Source organism: Halomonas heilongjiangensis, assembly GCF_002879645.1.
Classification (GTDB): Bacteria; Pseudomonadota; Gammaproteobacteria; order Pseudomonadales; family Halomonadaceae; genus Halomonas; species Halomonas heilongjiangensis.
The window spans coordinates 1-19,744 of record NZ_PNRE01000016.1 but is presented as its reverse complement, the minus strand read 5'-3'; the positions used below and the strand labels follow the sequence as shown (position 1 = coordinate 19,744).

Below are 19,744 nucleotides of genomic sequence, written 5' to 3'. Positions count from 1 at the left end.
CCACCTGCCATCCGCAACGATGATGACAGCCAGCAAGCCCCCCAGGGCCATCAGCCACTCGCTGCCTCCCATATGTATCCCCTCATCGCTGATGTCCAGTGGCATTATAGGGGGTCGCCACCGCGGGTAAGGCATGCTAACCGGCGCTTTTCGGCGTTTGATCGGCCGCTTGCCGTGTCGCGGCGCATGGCAATATGCCGCTGCGCTGTTGCGTCTCTCATGTCACTTGGAGTCTTCCTATGTTCAGCAAGCGGAATCCGCCCCGCGCCTCTGTCGATCTTCCCGAGGCCTCTTCCTCCCGGGCCCCCCAGCGAGGCAGTGAGATAGAAGGCAACCGTGGTGTGTCGCGCATCGCCACCATCGGGCCCGAGTCGTCTGTCGAGGGCAATGTCTCGGGGGAGGAGGAGCTGTTGATAGAGGGCCGGGTGAAGGGAAGGGTCGAGTGCAAGAACCATCCGATCACCATTGGCAGCGAGGGTAACGTCGTTGGCGACGTGTTTGCGCAGACCCTGTATGTGGCGGGGTGCGTTGAGGGACGCCTGATTGCGTCACACCAGGTGACGATTCACCGCAGCGCACGGGTGACCGGCACGATCATCTCCCCCCGCCTGGCACTGGAAGAGGGGGGCGTTTTTCATGGCAGCATCGACATGGACCCCGAGCATGAGGTTCTGGTCGCGGCGTTCGGCGATGCCCCGCCGCCAGGGGCTCTCGTCGGGACCATGGTGAGCGATGCCCCTCTTCAGGGGGAGGACGAGGCAGACGCACACGCCGACCACGAGATCAGTCGAGACGGTGTCTCATGAGGACTCCGCCGGGCCCAGGGGCGTAGGCAGGGTCGTGCCCTGGCCCGGTATCGGCTTGGCGTTTGGATAGCGGTTCCCTCTGTCATGAAGCCGTCGGCCCCCGGATGAGTGACGGCCCGCCGGTGAATATGGCCCTGGCCGCTTTCCCCGCATGGCCGGACATGGGTTGCCAGCATCTCCCCCTAACGGGCCAGCCAGCCGCCGTCCACCGCCAGGGCATGCCCATGCACGTAGTTCGCCGCGTCCGAGCAGAGGAAGACCGCGGCGCCGGCCAGGTCGTCGGGCTCGCCCCAGCGGCCGGCGGGAATACGCCCCAGGATGTCGGCGCTGCGCTGCGCTGCGCTGCGGGTCGTCGCGCAGCGCCTGGGTGTTGTCGGTGACCATGGCGACTCGGCCTTCGAGGGAGAACAGCTTCATAAGGCTCCTCCTGCGCTTTGTCTGGAAACTGCCGACCGGCATCCGTCAGGCATAGGCTTGTGGCGATTCGATATCGAGCTGAGGCAGGATGGCATCGAGTTCGAACATGGACCTGGGCGTCAGGGAGCCGCTGCGTGATTCCCCCAGGGAAGGCGAGGCCAGTTCGAAGCCGTCGGCATGTTCGTCGAACTGCGTGACGTCGCCGTCGAACTCGTCGAGCGTGTTGTGCAGGTTGTCGCGCAGCGCGGCGAGCATCACCGTGCCGTTCTCGCCCTCCGGTATCGAATTGACCCACTCCACGGTCTGCTCGGGCGTGAGCCCGTGCAGTTCGCCGTAGCTCATCAGCAGGGGCACCACGCTGTGACCCTCGCCGCTCTGGTCGATCAACACCTGGGCGGCCTCTTCGCTGAAACCGGCGTGGGCCAGGAAATCGGCCGTGGTCTGGGTCTCGAAGCGGCTGTTGTGCTGTGCGGTCTGGTAGGCGTCCCGGCCGAACTGCACCAGGGTGGCCACCGTGGCGATGCCGAAGCCGATCGGCCCGGCCAGGGACGAGGTACCGAACACCGCATAGCCGACGCCGCCCGCAACGGCCGCGTTGAGGCCCGCCCCGACGACATCGCCCTCGTTCAGGCGCACCAGCGCATCGACACCGGCCAGCCCTGCACCGAACAGATGCACGAACTTGCCGCCAAGCTTGAGGCCAGGGGTGACCCGGGAGCCCTCGCCGCCGGTGAGCAGGGCATCGACCAATTGAGCGCCATCCACGCCGACCCGCGCCGTCTCGATGGAAACCTGCAGGGCGCTGCGCAGCGAAGGATCGTCGCCGTAGGCGTCGATGGCGTTGGCCAGCCCCGAGCCGACGATGGAGAGGGCAGAGGCGCGGAAGGCGCGATTGTAGGGCGAATCGCGGAAGATCTCGTTGGTCTTGTCCAGGGTGTTGTTGAGGTTGCGCGCCACGTCGATGCCGTAGCGCTGCGGATCGAAATCGTCGGTGAACTCAGGTATCAGGGGTTCGAAGGCATCGGCGAGCTCGTCGAGTTCGTCGGCCGTGGTGCCGAGCAGTTCGGCGAGTCCCGGGTTGTTGCGCAGTGTCTCGTCAAGCCGAGTCCGGGCCTCCTCCAGCGACTGGGCGTCACTGGGGTCGATGTCGCCGGCCGGCAGGATCACGTTCTCGCGCAGGTAGGCGCCGGCCAGGCTCACCGCGAGGGGGTGGTCGCCAGTGATGCCCAGTTCGTTGAAGGTTTCGATCAGGGCGTCGCCCGATTCCCCCGTCACCAGCTCGGGTCTCTCCTGGAGGGCCGTCGAGACGGCCAACTGGGCGTTGGGGTCGTCGAGCAGGGCGTCGATACGTGCCTGATGATCTGCCCGCACACCGTCGGGCAGCGCCTGCAGCTGCTCGATCTGTTCCAGCAGCCCGGCACCGCTCTCGGCCAGTTGTTCCTGCAACGCCTGGAACTCCGCTTCCCAGTCGGGATTCGAGGCGATGTAGTCGTCGATGGCCGCTTCGAGCTGTTCCTCCGTCATCGCCGCGCCGCCGTTGAGGATGAGGAAGCTCAATTCGTCGAGATGCTCGTGATAGTCATCGGCCTGCTCGGCGATGGTACGGTCGCGGAAATGCTCCACCGCGCTGAAGACCTCGTCACGAAAGCCCTCCACGCCTTCCAGCGAGGCGATCGCCAAGGCCAGGCTGGGAATGGCCTCGCCGGAGGAGACCGCCTCGTGCATCTCGTTGCGCACCGTGTTCATGTCGATCGGTAGCTGCTCGGCGAGCCGGTTCGCCGCGCGGTCGCCCGCTTCCGTCCCGGCGATGCGGTCGAGGATCTCCATCAGCATCACGGTGCCGTTCGGCCCGGCCATCGCCCCGCCGTAAGCCTGCAGGTCGCCCTGGTTGGCCGCTTCGATCTCGTCGACCAGGGCTTCCACTACCTCGCTGGCAAGTTCGACCCCCAGCCCCTCGGTCAGGGCGTCGAGGCGTTCGATCATTTCGAGCGTGCGCAGTTGCGGGGTATCGGTACCTTCCAGCTCACCGTCAAGCGGCTCGGCTGCCCAGGCGGCGGCATCATCGATGATCGCCTGGGCATCGCTGGAGCGATCCAGGGCTCGTTGCACTCGCTCGGAGGCGCTGGTGTAGCCTTCCTCCAGGACTCCCAGGGCGGCAGCCGGGTCGCTTTCCGCCTCGGCCTCGGCGATGATCTCGCGCGCCTCGGACTCGACCTCGGGCCCGGCGTGGCTGGTCGCCTCGAGGGCGATGCCGGTGTTCTCCGCCGCCTGTTCGATGGCCATCTGCGCGGGGCCGGCATCGACCCAGTCGTGGTCATGGAAGCGTTGCAGGGCGGCCTGTCGCTCCTCCTCGGGAAGCGCCGCCAGATAGGCCTCGATATCGGCGGCAAGCTCTCCGACCTCGGCATCGTAGTCGATCGAGGCGGGATCGTCGGCGTACTCGAGAGCGTTGCCGCGTTCGCGCAGGCTGTGGACGAAATCCGTTTCGCCCTCCGGCACACCCTGCGCATCGCGTGGCGAGGTCGCGGCCTCGTCAGGCGAGGTATGGGGCACGAAGACCACGTCGCCCGCATCGATCTCGCCGGGAGCGGGCATGTCGTCGCGCTCGTTGAGGGCGAGAAGCTCGTCGACGTCGACGTTGAGCTCGTCGGCGATCTGCCACAGGCTGTCGCCGTCCTCGACGATGAACACGCGCTCGTCGCTGGCATCCAGCTCACCCGCGCCACCGGCGCCGGAGCGGGCGTCGAGGGCATCCTCCACGGCTTGTTCGAAACGCTGACGCTCCGCCTCGGTCAAGGCCTTCGATGTCACGCCGTCGGCGTTGTAACGGCGTAGTGCTTCGATATCGATCCGGTACGACATGCTCCCGTCCCTCCCTCCATGAAGCCCACAAGATAGGGGCTGGAAGGGGCGGGCTTTCTGAAGATTCCTTGAATCTTTTGTTGCATGGGTCTTTCCGGGCGCGCCGGGGCAAGGGCGACTTGACCTGCTCGGCCGGCAGCGCTTCCATGGTGAGCCGATCCCGTCAGCCGAATAAAGGAATGCATCCCATGGCCAAGCGCATCCAGTTTGCCCGCACCGGCGGATCCGAGGTCCTCGAACTCGTCGATGTCACTCCCGCCGAGCCGGGGCCGGGCGAGGTCCGGGTCGAGAATCGGGCCGTCGGCCTGAACTTCATCGACATCTACTTCCGCACCGGCCTCTATCCGGCGCCGTCGCTGCCCTCCGGGCTCGGTACCGAGGGGGCCGGCGTGGTCGATGCGGTGGGCGAGGGCGTCACTCACCTCAAGGTCGGTGACCGCGTCGCCTACGCCCAGGGCCCGCTGGGGGCCTACGCCGACTACCATGTGCTGCCCGCCGCCAAGGCGGTGGTGCTGCCCGAGGCCGTCGACTTCGAGACCGCGGCGGCCTGCATGCTCAAGGGGCTGACCGTGCAGTACCTGCTGCGCCAGACCTGCCCGCTCAAGGGGGGCGAGACGATCCTCTTCCACGCCGCCGCCGGTGGCGTCGGCTCGATCGCCTGCCAGTGGGCACGGGCGCTGGGCGTCAAGCTGATCGGCACCGTGAGCTCCCCCGAGAAGGCGGCGCTCGCCGAGAAGAACGGCGCCTGGGCGACCATCGACTACACGAAGGAGAGCGTGGCCGAGCGGGTCCGCGAACTGACCGGTGGCGAGATGTGCGACGTGGTCTACGACTCGGTGGGCAAGGACACCTGGGAGACCTCGCTGGACTGCCTGAAGCCGCGTGCGCTGATGGTCAGCTTCGGCAATGCCTCGGGCCCGGTGGACGGGGTGAACATCGGCATCCTCAACCAGAAGGGCTCGCTGTTCGTCACCCGCCCGAGCCTGAACGGCTACGCCGATACCCGCGAGCGGCTGAAGACGATGGCCGACGAGCTCTTCGCCATGCTCGAAAGCGGCAAGGTCAGGATCGATATCGCCCAGCGCTATCCGCTGGCCGAGGCGGGCAAGGCCCAGGATGCCCTGCAGGGACGCCAGACCACCGGCTCCACCATCCTGCTGCCCTGAGCAGTCATTGGAGCAGGGTTTTCTACCAGTCGTAGGTAGTGCTCGAGGCTGTTCCGGCGACAGGTCTGCGAGGGGGCGCTGTGAACCCTTCCCTGGGCGCTACCGACGCCATCCCTGGCGTAGGACCCCCTCTTCGACCTGTCCCCGGCGCCTCTCGCTCTCGGTAGTGGCGAGTGCCTTGCTGCTAGTGTCTCAGCTTGTCTCCACGTAGGCGCCCATCTGGCGCATCCGCGACTCGAAGCTCGCCACGTTGTCGACCAGGTCGTCGGGGCCGAAGGCCACGCATTCGGCCAGCAGCCCCTCGATCAGGGTGATCGCCGAGAGGATCGAGGGGAAGAAGTGCGGCGTGGCGTTGGCCACCGGGAAGGTGATGGTGGCCCCCGGCACCAGCGGCGAGCGCATGGTGTCGGTGACCACGATGGCGCTGACCCCCGCCCCCCGGGTGATCTCCAGTGCGCGCATGGTCTCGGCGCAGTAGGGCTCGAAGCCGAAGGCCACCACCACGTCGCCTTCGCCGAAGGGCGCGAGCTCGGTGAGTAGCCCCCCCTCCAGGCCGCGTATCAGCTGGATATTGGGCATGGCAATGCGCCCCACATAGGCGAAGTGGTAGGCACAGGCGAAGGTGTCCCGGAAGCCCACTACCGCAATCTTCTCCGCGGCCAGCAGCCGCCGGGCGGCATCGCGCACCCGGGCCTGGTTGTCGGCGGTGAACAGCCGGCCGATGTTGTCGAAGGCCGCATCGCCCACGTCGAGGAACACCTGGTCGTCGGTCTGGCTGGCCAGGCTGCGCAGCTGGCTGGCCCGCCCCGAGAGCTCCACCGGGCCGGCCTGCACCGCCGACTGGAACACCTCGCGGAACTGCTCGTAGCTCTCGAACCCCAGCCGCTTGGCCAGGCGCATCAGGGTCGAGGCGGTCACCTCGGCGGCGGTGGCCGACTTGCGGATCGACTGGAAGGCGATCTCGACCGGATGCTCCAGCACATAGCCGGCGGCCAGCTTGAGCTGGGGGCTGAGCTCCGGGTAGGCCTCGGCGAGTTGCTGATTGACGGCATCCAGCCGGGCGGCGCCGTCCAGAGGGGCCTCGGGACTCGGGGTCTCCTGTTCCAGCACACGGTTCTCCTCAACTGATCCTGTCATCGCCCCGCGAGCGCGGAGGCGTAGTGTAACCCATGGGGTCGATGGATGGATGAAACAAATGTATCCCATTATGGTGGGTGGTGGTACGGATGTGTTGACCTGGCGTATGACCTTCGTCTAGCATTCGCCACAACAGACGTGTCTTCATCGATACACAGGCGACACGTTTGTTCCGCTTGCCGTTCATCCGTCCGTTACCGCCGAGACCCGTATGCCCCACGCCACCCCCAAGCCCGATTACGAGACCCTGATCACCCGCCGCCATGACCAGGTGCTTGAGATCCGCTTCAACCGCCCGCACCGCCTCAATGCGGTGGTCGAGACGCTCTACACCGAGCTGCTCGATGCCCTGGCCGTGGCCTCCGCCGACGTCGACGTGCGTGCCGTGATCCTCACCGGCGAGGGCCGGGCCTTCTGCGTCGGCGCCGACATGAAGGAGCACGGCAGCGCCAAGCGCTCGCTGTTCCAGCGTCGCCAGTACCTGCAGCTCGGCAACGATGTCTGCGAGGCGATCTTCCGGCTTCGCAAGCCGGTGATCGCCGCGGTCAACGGCTATGCCCTGGGCGCCGGGGCCGAGATGGCGGTCTCCTGCGACTTCATCCTGATGGCCCAGGACGCTCAGATCGGCTTCCCCGAGACCAGCATCGGCACCTGTGTGGGGGGCGGCGTCTCCAAGATCCTGCCCCAGTTGGTCGGCCTCAACATGGCACGCCAGTTGCTGTTCACCGGCCGGCGCATCGACGGCGAGGAGGCCACCCACATCGGCCTGGCGACCTCCCACTGGACCGACGACGCCCTGCTCGGCGAGGCGCATCGCCTGGCCGGCCAGCTGGCCAAGCAGGCGCCGGTGTCGATCGCCATGCTCAAGCGGCTGGTCAACCAGGGCAGCGACACCGGCCTGGACAGCCAGCTGCAGCAGGAGCTGGACGCGGTCTTCACCTGCTCCACCACCGAGGACTGGCAGGAGGGCGTCGACGCCTTCGCCGAGAAGCGCTCGCCGCGGTTCCAGGGCAAGTAAGCCAGGTTCCCCCGTCGATCACCGTTCAAGGGCCCCCCGGGCCAAGGTCAGCACTACATGAATCCCATCGAAGGACATCTCGACAGCCGCAGTCCCCTGCACGACATCCTGGCCCCCACCGGCATCGCCGTGGTCGGGGCCTCGGCAGACCCCACCAAGCGCGGCTACAAGGCCATGGTCGGCCTGATCAAGGATGGCTATCGCGGCAGCATCTATCCGGTCAACCCCAAAGCCGACATGATCCTCGGCGTCAAGGCCTGGCCCTCGGTCACGGCGATCCCCGGCAACCCGGAGCTGGCGCTGATCTGCACCCCGGCCGCCACGGTGCCCGGGCTGATCGCCGAATGTGGCCGGCGCGGCATCAAGGGGGCGGTGATACTCGCCAGCGGCTTCGCCGAGGTCGGCGGTGAGGGGGCCGCGCTCGAGCGCGAGATGATGGCCAAGGCCGAGGCGCACGGGGTGCGCATCATCGGCCCCAATACCTCGGGCATCTTCAACCTGCACCACAAGATCAACCTGCTGGCGCTGGACAATGTCAGGCCCGGCGACGTCGGCATCATCTCCCAGTCGGGCAACATGCTGCTGTCGCTGGCGCTGGAGGCTCAGCACAACGGCCACGTGGGCTTTTCCACCTACGTCGGGCCGGGCAACCAGAGCGACATCGGCTTCAACGACTACCTGCGCTACCTGGGCGAGGATGTGCATACGCGCGTCGCTACCCTCTACGTCGAGGGCTTCCGCGACGGCCGCAAGTTCCTCGACGTGGCCCGTGAGGTCACCGCCATGAAACCGGTGGTGGTCTACAAGTCCGGTTCCACCGAGCAGGGCCAGAAGGCGGCGAGCTCCCACACCGGGGCGCTGGCCGGCAGCTACGCCATGACCGTGGACCTGCTCAGGCAGGCCGGGGTCAGCGTGGTGCAGTACTCCGACGAGATCCTGCCGGTGGCCGAGGGCCTGGGGCTGCTGCAGAAGGCCCATGGCAAGCGCGTGGCGGTGATCTCCGACGGCGGCGGCCAGGCGACCATCGCCTCCGACCGGCTGGCCGAGGCGGGCCTCGAGCTGGCCGAGCTCAGCGACACCACGCGCCAGCAGTTGCGCGAGGTGCTCCTCCCCCAGGCCTCCACCGTCAACCCGGTCGACGTGGCCGGCTCCACCGATGCCAAGCCCTCGCTGCTGGCCACCTGCATGGAGATCGTCGCCGCCGACGACAACGTCGACAGCGTCTTCCTGGTGGGCATGTTCGGCGGCTACAGCATCCGCTTCGCCGAGTCGCTGCTGGGCGACGAGATGCGCGGCGCCGAGGCGATGGTCGACCTGTCCAGGGCCACCACCAAGCCGCTGGTGATCTACAGCCTCTACACGCCGATCAAGCCGCCGGCGCTGCGTCGCCTGCACGAGGCGGGCCTGCCGGTCTACGCCTCCATCGAGCAGTCGGTGCGGGTGCTCGCCGCGCTGGGCGAGCGGGGCCAGTACCTGGCCCAGTTGCACCGCCAGAGCCGCGAGGCGGCCGTGACACCCAGGCCGGAACTGGCCGCGATGTTCGAGCGGGCACGCGGCGAGGGGCGGGACCTCTTCGAATACGAGGCCAAGCAGCTGCTGCGTGACCATGGTGTCGAGGTGCCGGCCGAGCGCATCGCCAGAAGCGAGGGAGAGCTGGCGGCCATCGCGGCCCGGTTCCGTGAGGAGGTCGGCGAGACGCCGCTGGTGATGAAGGTAGTGTCGAAGGATATCCTGCACAAGTCCGATGCCGGCGGCGTCAAGCTCAACCTCACCGGTGAGCAGGCCCTGCGCCAGGCCCGCGAGGAGATCCTCGCATCCTGCCGTGCCCATGCCCCGGCCGCCGAGATCGAGGGCGTGCTGGTGACGCCGATGGAGAGCAAGGGGGTCGAGGTGATCGTCGGGGTGATCCGCGATCCGATCTTCGGGCCGGTGCTGATGTTCGGCCTGGGGGGCATCTTCGTCGAGATCCTCGAGGACGTGGCCTTCCGTTCGATTCCGCTGTCGCGCCATGACGCCGAATCCATGGTGGCGCAGATCAAGGCGAAGAAGGTGCTCGAGGGCGCCCGGGGCGAGCCCGCGGTGGACAAGGAGGCGCTGGTCGACCTGCTGCTCAAGGTGTCGAGCATCGTCGACGCCTACCCGGCGCTCTCCGAGCTCGACCTCAACCCGGTCATCGCCTACGCGGACGGCTATGCGGTGGTGGATGCCCGGGTCATCGTCGACCGTCAATCCAGCGACGAGGAATCCCGCCCATGAGCCCGACCCTACCGCCACTCACCGACGCCCGCCTCACCCTGGAGGGGCGCGTCGCGACCCTGACCCTGGACCGCCACGACGTGCGCAATGCCCTGACCGGCAGCGCCCTGGCCGACGACATCGTCGCCACCGCGCAGTGGGTGAACCGCTGTGCCGAGGTCTCGGTGCTGGTGATCACCGGTGCCGGCAGCGCCTTCTCCGCCGGCGGCAACGTCAAGGACATGGCGAACCGCGGCGGCGACTTCGCCGGTGACGTGTCCGAGGTGGCCGCCCGCTACCGCCGCGGCATCCAGCGCATCCCGCTGGCCCTGCAGGAGGCGGAGGTGCCGATCATCGCCGCGGTCAATGGCCCGGCCATCGGCGCCGGCTTCGACCTGGCCAACATGGCCGATCTGCGGCTGGCATCGAGCACGGCCAAGTTCGGCGAGACCTTCCTCAACCTGGGCATCATTCCCGGCGACGGCGGCGCCTGGTTCATGCAGCGCCTGATCGGCTACCAGCGCGCCTTCGAGCTGACCCTGACCGGCCGGGTGATCGACGCCGAGGAGGCCAGGGAACTCGGCATCGTGCTCGAGGTGGTGGAGCCCGAGGCGCTGATGGCGCGCGTGGGCGAACTGGCGTCGCGTATCGCCGCCCAGCCGCCGAAGGCGACTCGCCTGACCAAGCGGCTGATGAAGATGGCGCAGCGTACCGAGCTCAAGGACTTCCTCGACCTCTGCGCGGTCTTCCAGGGCCTGTGCCACAACGAGCCCGAGCATCTCGAGGCCGTCAACGCCATGCTGGAGGCGATGGTGAAGAAGTGAAACGCCTTCGATGCTGCACCGCAAGACCCGGCGCTCGCCGGGTCTTGCGCGTCAGGGCAACGCCATCGCCTCGAAAAAGGCTGGATTTTCCGTCGTGCTGCTGTTGTGCTTGAGGCACCACGAAGGCACACGGAGGTGAGCGAGCATGGCCGACAGCACTCTGGTCTTCATCGTGCTCGGGCTGACGCTGACGGCCTTCGTCTGGGGGCGTTTCCGCTACGACCTGGTAGCGCTCGCGGCCCTGCTGGGCTCGGTGCTGCTGGGGCTGGTGCCGGGCGATGAGGCGTTCCTGGGGTTTGGCCACCCGGCGGTGATCACCGTCGCCGCGGTACTGGTGATCAGCCGCGGTTTCGAGCGCTCCGGGGTGGTGGACGTGATCGCCGAGCAGGTGCTCAAGGTGGGCGAGCGGCTCTTCCTGCAGCTCGCCGCCCTGACCGGCACCGTGGTGGTGCTCTCCGGTTTCATGAACAATACCGGTGCCCTGGCGCTGCTGCTGCCGGTGGCCATGCGCCTGGCCCGCGAGCACGACACCTCGCCCTCGCTGCTGTTGATGCCGCTGGCCTTCGGCTCGCTGCTCGGCGGTCTGACCACCCTGATCGGCACCCCGCCCAACATCATCATCGCCAGCTACCGGGGCTCGGTCACCGGCGACTCCTTCGGCATGTTCTCCTTCTCTCCCGTCGGGGTATCGGTCGCCCTGGCCGGCCTGGCCTTCATCCTGCTGCTGGGGTGGCGGCTGGTGCCACAGCGGGCCGGCAAGGCCTCCACCGAGGCCATGTTCGATACCGCCAACTACCTTGTCGAGCTCAAGGTCGGCGAGGAGGCGAAGGCCATCGGCTGGACGCTGCGTGACCTGCATGATGCCCTGGAGGAGACCATCCCGGTGCTGGCGGTGGTGCGCGACGAGAAGCGTCGGGCCGGCCATGCCTTCTACGGCGGCCTCCAGGAGGGCGACATCCTGCTGGTGGAGGCGGGCCCCGAGGAGATGAAGCTGCTCGAGGACAAGGCGGGGCTCTCGCTCGGCGCCGAGACGGAGGACGAGGAGGAGACGGCCGACGCCGCCGACCCGGCCCCACGCGAGCAGCGCGATGGCGGCAACGGCAAGCAGGCTGACGGGGGGGAGAAGAAGGATAGGCAGGAGAAGAAGAAGGACAGGAAGGAGAAGAAGAAGGACAGGAAGGAGAAGAAGGAGAAGAAGAAGAAGGGAGTCGATACCGAGGGGCTCGAACTGGTCGAGGTGGTGGTACGAACCGACTCCATGATGGTCAACCGTACCGTCACCCAGTTGCGCCTGCACAACCAGTTCGGCCTGCACCTGGTGGCGGTGGCCCGGGACGGTGGGCGTCTCAAGCAGCGGCTGCGGGAGATCCGTTTTCGTCCCGGCGACGTGCTGCTGTTGCAGGGCGGCGAGAGCGAGCTCTCCGAGAGCCTGGCGACGCTGGGCTGCCTGCCGCTGGCCAGCCGCAACCTGACGCTTGGGCAGCCGCGAATGCTGTTGGTCTCCCTGGCCATCTTCGGTGCGGCGATTCTGGCCATTCTGTTCGACCTGTTGCCGGCCGCGGTGGCGCTCTCCACCGCGGCGCTGCTCTCGCTGCTGGTGGGGGTGTTGCCGCTGCGCGACGGTTACCAGGCCATCGACGGGCCGGTGATCGTGCTGCTCGGTGCCATGATCCCGGTGGGCCAGGCGCTGGAGACCAGTGGCGGGGCGGAACTGATCGCCGAGAGCCTGCTGCACATGGGCCGTGATTGGCCGGTGGTGGCCACCCTGGTGGGGCTGTTCGTGATCACCATGATGCTCTCGGACGTGATCAACAACGCCGCGGCGGCAGTACTGATGGCGCCCATCGCGGCGAGCCTGGCCAGTGGCTTCGATGTCTCGATCGACCCCTTCCTGATGGTGGTGGCGGTCAGCGCCTCCTGCGCCTTCCTGACCCCCATCGGCCACCAGTCCAATACCCTGGTGATGGGACCCGGCGGCTACCGCTTCGGTGACTACTGGCGGATGGGGCTGCCGCTGGAGTTGGTGGTGGTGGCGGTGGCCATTCCGATGATCCTGCTGGTCTGGCCGCTGTAGGAAAGCGTGATTCGCTACTGCGCTCGGGCGCTTGATGAAATTACGGCCATCAAAACGCCCCGGCATGCCGGGGCGTCGTCGTTCAGGGGGCGGGGGCCGCCGCTCGGGCGGCACGCGTCATGCCGCGTTATGGCGCAGGATGTTGGCCTGGTCGCTGGCGAAGGCGTCGTAGTCGAAGTCGTCGACGCTGAGCAGCTCCAGCACCTCGGCCTCGTAGCGCCGCATGAAGTCGGCATCGTCCGTGCCGATGATGCCGGCCTCCAGGGCCGCCTCGACGCGTTGCTCGGGGTGCAGGGCCTGCATCGGCAGCTCCCCCCTGGCGTAGGCCTTGTTGACCGTACGGTAGAGCACCTCGGCACGGTCGTACTCGGCGAGCAGGGCGTTGTAGTGGGCCAGGGGGTTGTCGCGGGCGCCGTCGCTGTCCTGCCAGGTGGCCTCCAGCAGGGTGCGGCGAAGTGCGGTATCCCGCGAGACGGCCTGGGCGATCTCGCGGGCCAGATCGTCGTGGGGACGCTTCCAGCGGCGCCCGGTGGGCATCACGATCACGCGCAGCAAGCGGCCCAGTGCCTGGTTCGGCAGGTTGTCGAACAGCTCGTCCAGGGCCTGCTCGGCGCGGTGGAGCAGGAAGCGGCAGCTGTAGTGGAGCAGCGTCGCTTCGCCCTCGACACGGTCGCCGTCGTGCCACTGCTTGAGCACCATGGAGGCGAGGTAGAGGTTGGAGAGCACGTCGCCGAGGCGCGCCGAGAGCATCTCGCGCTGTTTCATGCTGGCGCCGAGGCTGGCCATGGCGGCATCGGCACACAGGCCGAAGCCGGCGGAGAGCCGTGCGGCGTCCTGGGCGTAGGGGGCGGCAATGGTGTCGAAGGGCACCGCCGGCTTGCCCAGCCCCAGGCCCTGGGTGAGGGCGCGAGCGGCGTTGCCGAGGATCAGGCCGGTGTGGCCGAAGACGGCGTGGTCGAAGGCCGGGAGGTCGTCGGCGTCCTTGGCGGCCAGCTCCTCGAGCACATAGGGATGGCAGCGGATGGCGCCCTGGCCGAAGATCATCAGGTTGCGGGTCATGATGTTGGCGCCCTCCACGGTGATCGCCACCGGGTTGGCACTGTAGCCGATGCCGAGGTAGTTGCGCGGCCCCAGGGTCACCGCCTTGCCGCCGTGGATATCCATGGCGTCGCCCAGGGCTTGGCGCTGGAACTCGGTGAGCTGGCTCTTGAGGATCGCCGAGGGCACCGCCGGCTTGACCCCGTGATCGATGGTGTTGGCGGTCTGGTACACCGCCGCCCGCGCGATGTAGCAGAGCGCGGCCATGCGTGCCAGGGGTTCCTGGACGCCCTCCATCTCGGCCACCGGCACGCTGAACTGGCGGCGAATGCGGGCGAAGCCGCCACTCCAGCCCAGGCCGTAGCGGGCGGTGCCGGCGGCGCCGGAGGGCAGGGTGATGCAGCGGCCCACCGAGAGGCACTCGACCAGCATGCGCCAGCCCTGGCCGGCCATCTCGGGGCCGCCGATGATGGTGTCCAGCGGCACGAAGACGTCGCGGCCCTTGAGCGGGCCGTTCATGAAGGGGCTGCCGATGGGGTGGTGGCGGCGGCCGATCTCCATGCCCTCGGTATCGCGGGGAAGCAATGCGCAGGTGATGCCCAGGTCCTCCTCGTCGCCGAGCAGGTGGTCCGGGTCGAACATGCGGAAGGCCAGCCCCACCACGGTGGCGATGGGGGCCAGGGTGATCCAGCGCTTCTCGAAGTTCAGCCGCAGGCCCAGCACCTCCTTGCCGTCGACCACCTGCTTGCATACCACGCCGGTATCGGGGATGGCGGTGGCATCACTGCCGGCCCGCGGGCCGGTGAGCCCGAAGCAGGGGATCTCGCGGCCATCGGCCAGTCGTGGCAGGTAGTGGTCCTTCTGCGCCTGGGTGCCGTACTTGAGCAGCAACTCGCCCGGGCCCAGCGAATTGGGCACGCCCACGGTGACCATCAGCGTCTCGCTGATCGACAGCTTCTGCAGCACCAGCGACTGGGCCTTGGCCGAGAACTCCAGGCCGCCATACGCCTTCGGGATGATCATGCCGAAGAAGCCCTCCCGCTTGAGGTAGTCCCACAGCTCCTGGGGCAGGTCGGCGCGCTCCCGGGCGATCTCCCAGGCGTTGCACATGCCGGCCGCGACGCTGCACTGGTGCTCGAGGAAGGTGCGTTCCTCGGCGGAGAGCCCCTCGTCGCGATAGTCGAGCAGGCGCTGCCAGTCCGGCCGGCCGGAGAACAGCTCGCCGTCCCAGGCCACGGTACCGGCTTCCAGTGCGGTGCGCTCGGTGTCCGAGACCTTCGGCGCGACCTCCTTGAAGGTGGCGAAGAGCCGGGGGGTGAGCCAGCGGATGCGCAGGGCCGGCAGGCCGGCCACGGCCACGCCGCCGGCGCCGATCAGCAGCAGCACGCCGAGCACCGGCGAGCCGAGCAGCAGGCCGACCAGGCCGAGCACGGCGAGTACGCCGAGGGCGGGCAGGGCGCCGGCCTCGCGGCGCATGACCACCAGCAGGCCGGTCACGGCGAGGACGAGAAGAATCAGGGTGAGCATGGGGCGTCTCCGTGTCGTCGGTTAACACGTCATTCGAACGGTTGTTTGAATTCTTGCAGACTAGCCCATGGTGTGGCAACTGGCGAGCCTTGTCGACCCTCGTGGAAGATAAGACGCCCCGCGCTGTCGTCGACAGGGCGGGGCGTCATGCGGGGTGGGAACGCTTCGGGGGTCAGGCGAGACGCCGACGAGGCTCGACCCTGGCCGGGGCGCCGTTCGCCACGTAGTAGGGGGCATCGCTGCGCGGCAGTGGCTCCCGGCCGCGGATCCGGTCGGCGATCTTCTCCGCCAGCATGATGGTCGGGGCGTTGAGGTTGCCGGTGGGGATCAGCGGGAACAGCGAGGCGTCCACGACCCTCAGCCCCTCGAGGCCGTGCACCCGGCCCTGGCCGTCGACCACGGCGTCGTCGCCCTCGCCCATGCGGCAGCTGCCGCAGGGGTGGTAGGCGGTCTCGGCGTGCTCGCGCACGAAGGCGTCGAGTTCGGCGTCGGTGGCCACGTCCGGGCCAGGCGAGATCTCCCGGCCGCGATAGGCGTCGAAGGCGGGCTGGGCGATGATCTCTCGGGTCAGGCGGATGGCATCGCGGAACTCCTGCCAGTCCTTGTCGGTGGACATGTAGTTGAACAGGATGCTGGGCGCCGCCCCGGGATCGCGGGAGGTCAGGCGAATCCGTCCGCGGCTCTCCGAGCGCATCGAGCCCACATGAGCCTGGAAGCCGTGGGCCTGCACCGCGCTCTTGCCGTTGTAGCTGATGGCGATGGGCAGGAAGTGGTACTGCAGGTTGGGCCACTCCTCGCGGTCATTGCTGCGGATGAAGCCACAGGACTCGAACTGGTTGCTGGCGCCGACGCCGCGGCCGAGGAGCAGCCACTCGGCGCCGATCTTCGGCTGGTTGACCCACTTCAGCGCCGGATAGAGTGAGATCGGCTGCTTGCACTCGTACTGGATGTACATCTCCAGATGGTCCTGGAGGTGGGCGCCGACGTTGTCGTTGACCAGCACCGGGCCGATGCCGAACTCGTCGAGCACCTCCTTAGGGCCGACGCCGGAGCGCTGCAGGATCTGCGGCGAGGCGATGGCGCCGGCGCAGAGCAGCACCTCGCGGCGGGCGCGGACCCGCCGGACCTGGCCCTTGCGCGCGTAGCGCACGCCCACCGCGCGCTTGCCGTCGAACTCGATGACGTCGGTGGTGGCGTGGGTCTCGATGGTGAGATTCTCGCGCGCCTTGGCCTGGTCGAGATAGCCGCGCGCGGTGGAGGCGCGCCGGCCGCCCGGCGTGACGAAGCGGTCCATGGGGCCGAAGCCCTCCTGGCGATAGCCGTTGACGTCCTCGGTCTCGGCGTAGCCGGCCTGCTTGCCGGCCTCGATGAAGACGCGATACAGCGGGTTGTTCCCGGGCTTCGGGGTCGTCACGCTGACCGGGCCGTCGTCGCCATGGTAGGCGTCGGGGCCGATGTCGCGGCTCTCCGCCTTGCGGAAGTAGGGCAGGCAGTCGGCGTAGGTCCAGTCCGCGAGGCCGGGCGCCTTGGCCCAGTGGTCGTAGTCCAGGGCGTTGCCGCGGATGTAGCACATGCCGTTGATCAGCGAGGAACCACCGAGGCCCTTGCCGCGGCCGCACTCCATGCGCCGGCCGTCCATGTGCGGCTCGGGGTCGGTCTCGAAGGCCCAGTTGTAGCGCTTGCCCTGCAGCGGGTAGGCGAGCGCCGCCGGCATCTGGGTGCGGAAGTCGAGGCGGTGGTCGGGACCGCCGGCCTCGAGCAGCAGCACGCTGACGCCTTCGTCCTCGGTGAGGCGGGTGGCGAGCACGTTGCCGGCGGAGCCGGCGCCGATGATGACGTAGTCGAATTCGCGAAGCTGGGACATAACATCTCTCACTGATAACACCACGGAAGCGGGTCTGCTTGCATGTGCAAGTAGAGTCGGCCCAAGGCAGACGCAGCTGGCTGTAGCGAGGGGCGCCGGGGACAAGACGAAGAGGAGGTCCTACGCCACGGATGGCGTAGGTAGCGCCCAGGGAGGGGTTCACAGCGCCTCCTCGTAGGCTTGTCGACGGATCAGCCCCGAGCGATCCAGTTAGCTGTGCTGTCTTCGCTGCCTCCTAGAACACCGACTCGAAGGGCCCCATCTCCACCTGGACCGACTTGGTCTGGGTGTAGTGGGCCAGGGTCTCGATGCCGTTCTCGCGGCCAACGCCGGACTGCTTGTAACCGCCCACCGGCATCTCGGCGGGGGACTCGCCCCAGGTGTTGATCCAGCAGATGCCGGCCTCCAGGCGGTGGATGGTGCGATGGGCGCGGTTCAGGCTCTCGGTGAAGACCCCGGCGGCCAGGCCGTAGTGGGTGTCGTTGGCGCGGCGGATCACCTCGTCCTCGTCGTCGAAGGCGAGAATCGCCATCACCGGGCCGAAGATCTCCTCGCGCACGATGCGCATCTCATCGGTGCAGTCGGTGAACACCGTGGGGGCGGCCCAGGCGCCGCGGGCCCAGTCGCCGCTGTCCCAGGCGTCGCCGCCGGCCAGCACGGTGGCGCCGTCCTGCTTGCCCAGGGCGATGTAGCCGAGCACCTTCTGCTGGTGCTCGAAGCTCACCAGGGGGCCGAAGTTGACGGCCGGGTCGAGCGGGTCACCGGCGCGGATGCGCGCCACGCGCTCGGCGACCTTCGCCTCGAAGGCCGCCTTGACGGGGCGCTCGATGAACACCCGGGTGCCGTTGGTGCAGATCTGTCCGCTGGAGTAGAAGTTGGCCATCATGGCGGCGTCGGCGGCGCGGTCGAGGTCGGCATCGGCGAAGACGATCAGCGGCGACTTGCCGCCGAGCTCCATGGTCACGTCCTTGAGCGTCGAGCCGCCGGCGGCGGCCATCACCTTCCTGCCGGTGCCGACCTCGCCGGTGAAGGAGATCTTGTCGATGCCCGGGTGTTCGGTGAGCAGGGCGCCGACCCGGCCGTCGCCATGGATGACGTTGAAGACACCGTCGGGCAGGCCCGCCTCGGTGAGGATCTCGGCCAGTTTCATGGCGGTCAGCGGGGTGACCTCGCTGGGCTTGAAGACCACGGCGTTGCCGGCGGCCAGCGCCGGGGCGGCCTTCCAGCAGGCGATCTGGATCGGGTAGTTCCAGGCGCCGATGGCGCCGATCACTCCCAGCGGTTCGCGACGGGTATAGACGAACGACCCCTCGCGCAGCGGAATCTGGCTGCCCTCGATGGCCGGAGCCAGGCCGGCATAGTATTCGAGCACGTCGGCGCCGGTGACGATGTCCACCGCCGAGGTCTCGCTGATCGGCTTGCCGGTGTTGCGGGTCTCGAGCTCGGCGAGCTCGTCATTGCGCTCTCTCAAGAGTGCCACGGCGCGGTTCAGGATGCGGCTGCGCTGCATGCCAGTCATGGCGGCCCAGGCCCGCTGGCCACGGCGCGCCGCGGCGACGGCGGCGTCCAGGTCGGTAGGGGAGGCCTGCTGTACATTGGCGAGCAGGCGGCCGTCGAAGGGGTTCACGACCGGGAAGGTCTCGCCGGAGGTGGCGTCCACTCGGCGGCCGTCGATGTAGAGTGTCTGGGTGTCGAGACTTGCCATGGGGTCTCCTCTCAGGAAGCGGGTGACGAAGGGTGGGCGGCCAGCAGCTGATCCAGGTAGTCATGGGCCAGCCGGCGAGCGTGGTCGGCGTCGAGCCCTTCCGGTGTCAGGGCGCCACGCAACCACAGGCCATCGATCATCGCCGCCAGGCCGCGGGCGGCGCGGCGTGCCTCCTGCCGGGGCATCAGGCGGCGGAACTGGCTGCACAGGTTCGAGTAGAGGCGGTGGTCGTTGACACTCTGCAGGCGCTGCAGCGTCGGCCTGTGCATGCTGCTGGCCCAGAAGGCCAGCCAGGTCTTGGCCACCGGCCCGGTGACCTGGCTGCGGTCGAAGTTGCCGTCGATGATGGCGCCGAGGTGAGCCCGGGGACTGTCGTCGGCGAGAGCCCGGCGCCGTGCCGCCACCGCGGTCCCGAGATCGCTGAGGATCTGGCGCATGGTGGCCTCGAGCAGGCCGTCCTTGCCGCCGAAATAGTGGCTGATGATGCCAGCGGAGACGCCGGCGTGACGGGCGATGCGCATCACGGTGGCGTCGGCCAGGCCGACCTCGTCGATGGCCGCCATGGTGGCCTTGATCAGTTGCTGGCGGCGGATGGGTTCCATTCCGACCTTGGGCACCTTGCTGACTCCTCTCCGGTGGGGGTTCATCCTGCCGCTCGAGGGAGGCAGGAGGGCCAACGGTTTCAGCATGGCATTTTTTTATTGAACGTTCAATCAATAAAAGAAATGGACGAGACGCCAAGGCGGGCCCGGGGCTTGCCAAGCCGGCGGGCCACGTGCATAATCCACCCCCGTTGTTCGGCGCAGCCTGGTCGGCAACGGGAAAATGGCTACGTAGCTCAGCTGGTTAGAGCACATCACTCATAATGATGGGGTCCCCTGTTCAAATCAGGGCGTAGCCACCAGAACACCTCGAGAACGCCCGCCCGGTCACCGACCGTGCGGGCGTTTTTCGCTGTTTCTCGGCCGGCTGCCACGGCAACTCCCCCTTGACCTGACACGTCCGATCCGTATACTACGCCCCGTGCTCGAGGCCATTCCCCGATAGCTCAGTTGGTAGAGCAAATGACTG

The 19,744-nt window shown here is 68.0% G+C and carries 12 protein-coding genes, 1 tRNA gene and 1 pseudogene; 7 read left to right on the top strand and 7 right to left on the bottom strand.

Annotation, left to right across the window (positions count from 1 at the left end):
• Positions 1-239 precede the first annotated feature (239 nt).
• Complete coding sequence (locus tag C1H66_RS02500; protein WP_102626337.1) at positions 240-806, top strand: bactofilin family protein; 567 nt, start codon at positions 240-242, stop codon at positions 804-806.
• A gap of 182 nt (positions 807-988) precedes the next feature.
• On the opposite strand, the pseudogene C1H66_RS02495 reads toward C1H66_RS02500, so the two are convergent.
• Both C1H66_RS02495 and C1H66_RS02490 read right to left on the bottom strand, forming a co-directional pair.
• Positions 989-1,184: pseudogene (locus tag C1H66_RS02495) on the bottom strand (SDR family oxidoreductase); the annotation flags it as partial.
• An 84-nt stretch (positions 1,185-1,268) separates the two neighbouring features.
• On the bottom strand, positions 1,269-4,085 hold the full coding sequence (locus C1H66_RS02490) for a LysM peptidoglycan-binding domain-containing protein (protein ID WP_102626336.1): 2,817 nt from the start codon (positions 4,083-4,085) through the stop codon (positions 1,269-1,271).
• A gap of 188 nt (positions 4,086-4,273) precedes the next feature.
• On the opposite strand from C1H66_RS02490, the gene C1H66_RS02485 reads away from it, so the two are divergent.
• On the top strand, positions 4,274-5,251 hold the full coding sequence (locus C1H66_RS02485) for an NADPH:quinone reductase (RefSeq protein WP_102626335.1): 978 nt from the start codon (positions 4,274-4,276) through the stop codon (positions 5,249-5,251).
• Between the two features lie 192 nt (positions 5,252-5,443).
• Here C1H66_RS02485 and C1H66_RS02480 read toward each other — a convergent pair whose 3' ends face one another.
• On the bottom strand, positions 5,444-6,361 hold the full coding sequence (locus C1H66_RS02480) for a MurR/RpiR family transcriptional regulator (protein ID WP_240618192.1): 918 nt from the start codon (positions 6,359-6,361) through the stop codon (positions 5,444-5,446).
• A gap of 238 nt (positions 6,362-6,599) precedes the next feature.
• Here C1H66_RS02480 and C1H66_RS02475 point away from each other — a divergent pair, with 238 nt between their 5' ends.
• From C1H66_RS02475 to C1H66_RS02460, 4 genes are all read left to right on the top strand, one after another.
• Positions 6,600-7,406, top strand: a complete 807-nt coding sequence (locus tag C1H66_RS02475; RefSeq protein WP_102626334.1) for an enoyl-CoA hydratase/isomerase family protein — start codon at positions 6,600-6,602, stop codon at positions 7,404-7,406.
• Between the two features lie 57 nt (positions 7,407-7,463).
• Positions 7,464-9,662 (top strand): acetate--CoA ligase family protein, encoded by a 2,199-nt coding sequence (locus tag C1H66_RS02470; RefSeq protein ID WP_102626333.1) that lies wholly within the window; start codon positions 7,464-7,466, stop codon positions 9,660-9,662.
• Positions 9,659-10,465: an enoyl-CoA hydratase-related protein gene (locus tag C1H66_RS02465; RefSeq protein ID WP_102626332.1), complete on the top strand. Its 807-nt coding sequence runs from the start codon at positions 9,659-9,661 to the stop codon at positions 10,463-10,465. Before C1H66_RS02470 ends, C1H66_RS02465 begins: the two co-directional genes overlap by 4 nt.
• A 145-nt stretch (positions 10,466-10,610) precedes the next feature.
• Complete coding sequence (locus C1H66_RS02460; protein ID WP_102626331.1) at positions 10,611-12,539, top strand: SLC13 family permease; 1,929 nt, start codon at positions 10,611-10,613, stop codon at positions 12,537-12,539.
• Positions 12,540-12,656: 117 nt separating this feature from the next.
• On the opposite strand, the gene C1H66_RS02455 is transcribed toward C1H66_RS02460, so the two are convergent.
• The 4 genes from C1H66_RS02455 to betI form a co-directional block, all read right to left on the bottom strand.
• Entirely contained in the window at positions 12,657-15,104 is a 2,448-nt protein-coding gene (locus tag C1H66_RS02455; RefSeq protein ID WP_102626330.1) for an acyl-CoA dehydrogenase, read from the bottom strand.
• A gap of 172 nt (positions 15,105-15,276) precedes the next feature.
• Positions 15,277-16,968, bottom strand: coding sequence for a choline dehydrogenase (betA, locus tag C1H66_RS02450; RefSeq protein ID WP_102626329.1), 1,692 nt, complete (start codon positions 16,966-16,968; stop codon positions 15,277-15,279).
• 235 nt (positions 16,969-17,203) lie between these two features.
• A complete protein-coding gene (gene betB, locus C1H66_RS02445; protein WP_102626328.1) occupies positions 17,204-18,673 on the bottom strand; it encodes a betaine-aldehyde dehydrogenase in 1,470 nt (489 codons plus the stop codon).
• Between the two features lie 11 nt (positions 18,674-18,684).
• Positions 18,685-19,290, bottom strand: coding sequence for a transcriptional regulator BetI (gene betI / locus C1H66_RS02440; RefSeq protein ID WP_181423444.1), 606 nt, complete (start codon positions 19,288-19,290; stop codon positions 18,685-18,687).
• A 210-nt stretch (positions 19,291-19,500) separates the two neighbouring features.
• Here betI and C1H66_RS02435 point away from each other — a divergent pair.
• Positions 19,501-19,577: transfer RNA gene (locus tag C1H66_RS02435), tRNA-Met, on the top strand.
• Positions 19,578-19,744: the final 167 nt, after the last annotated feature.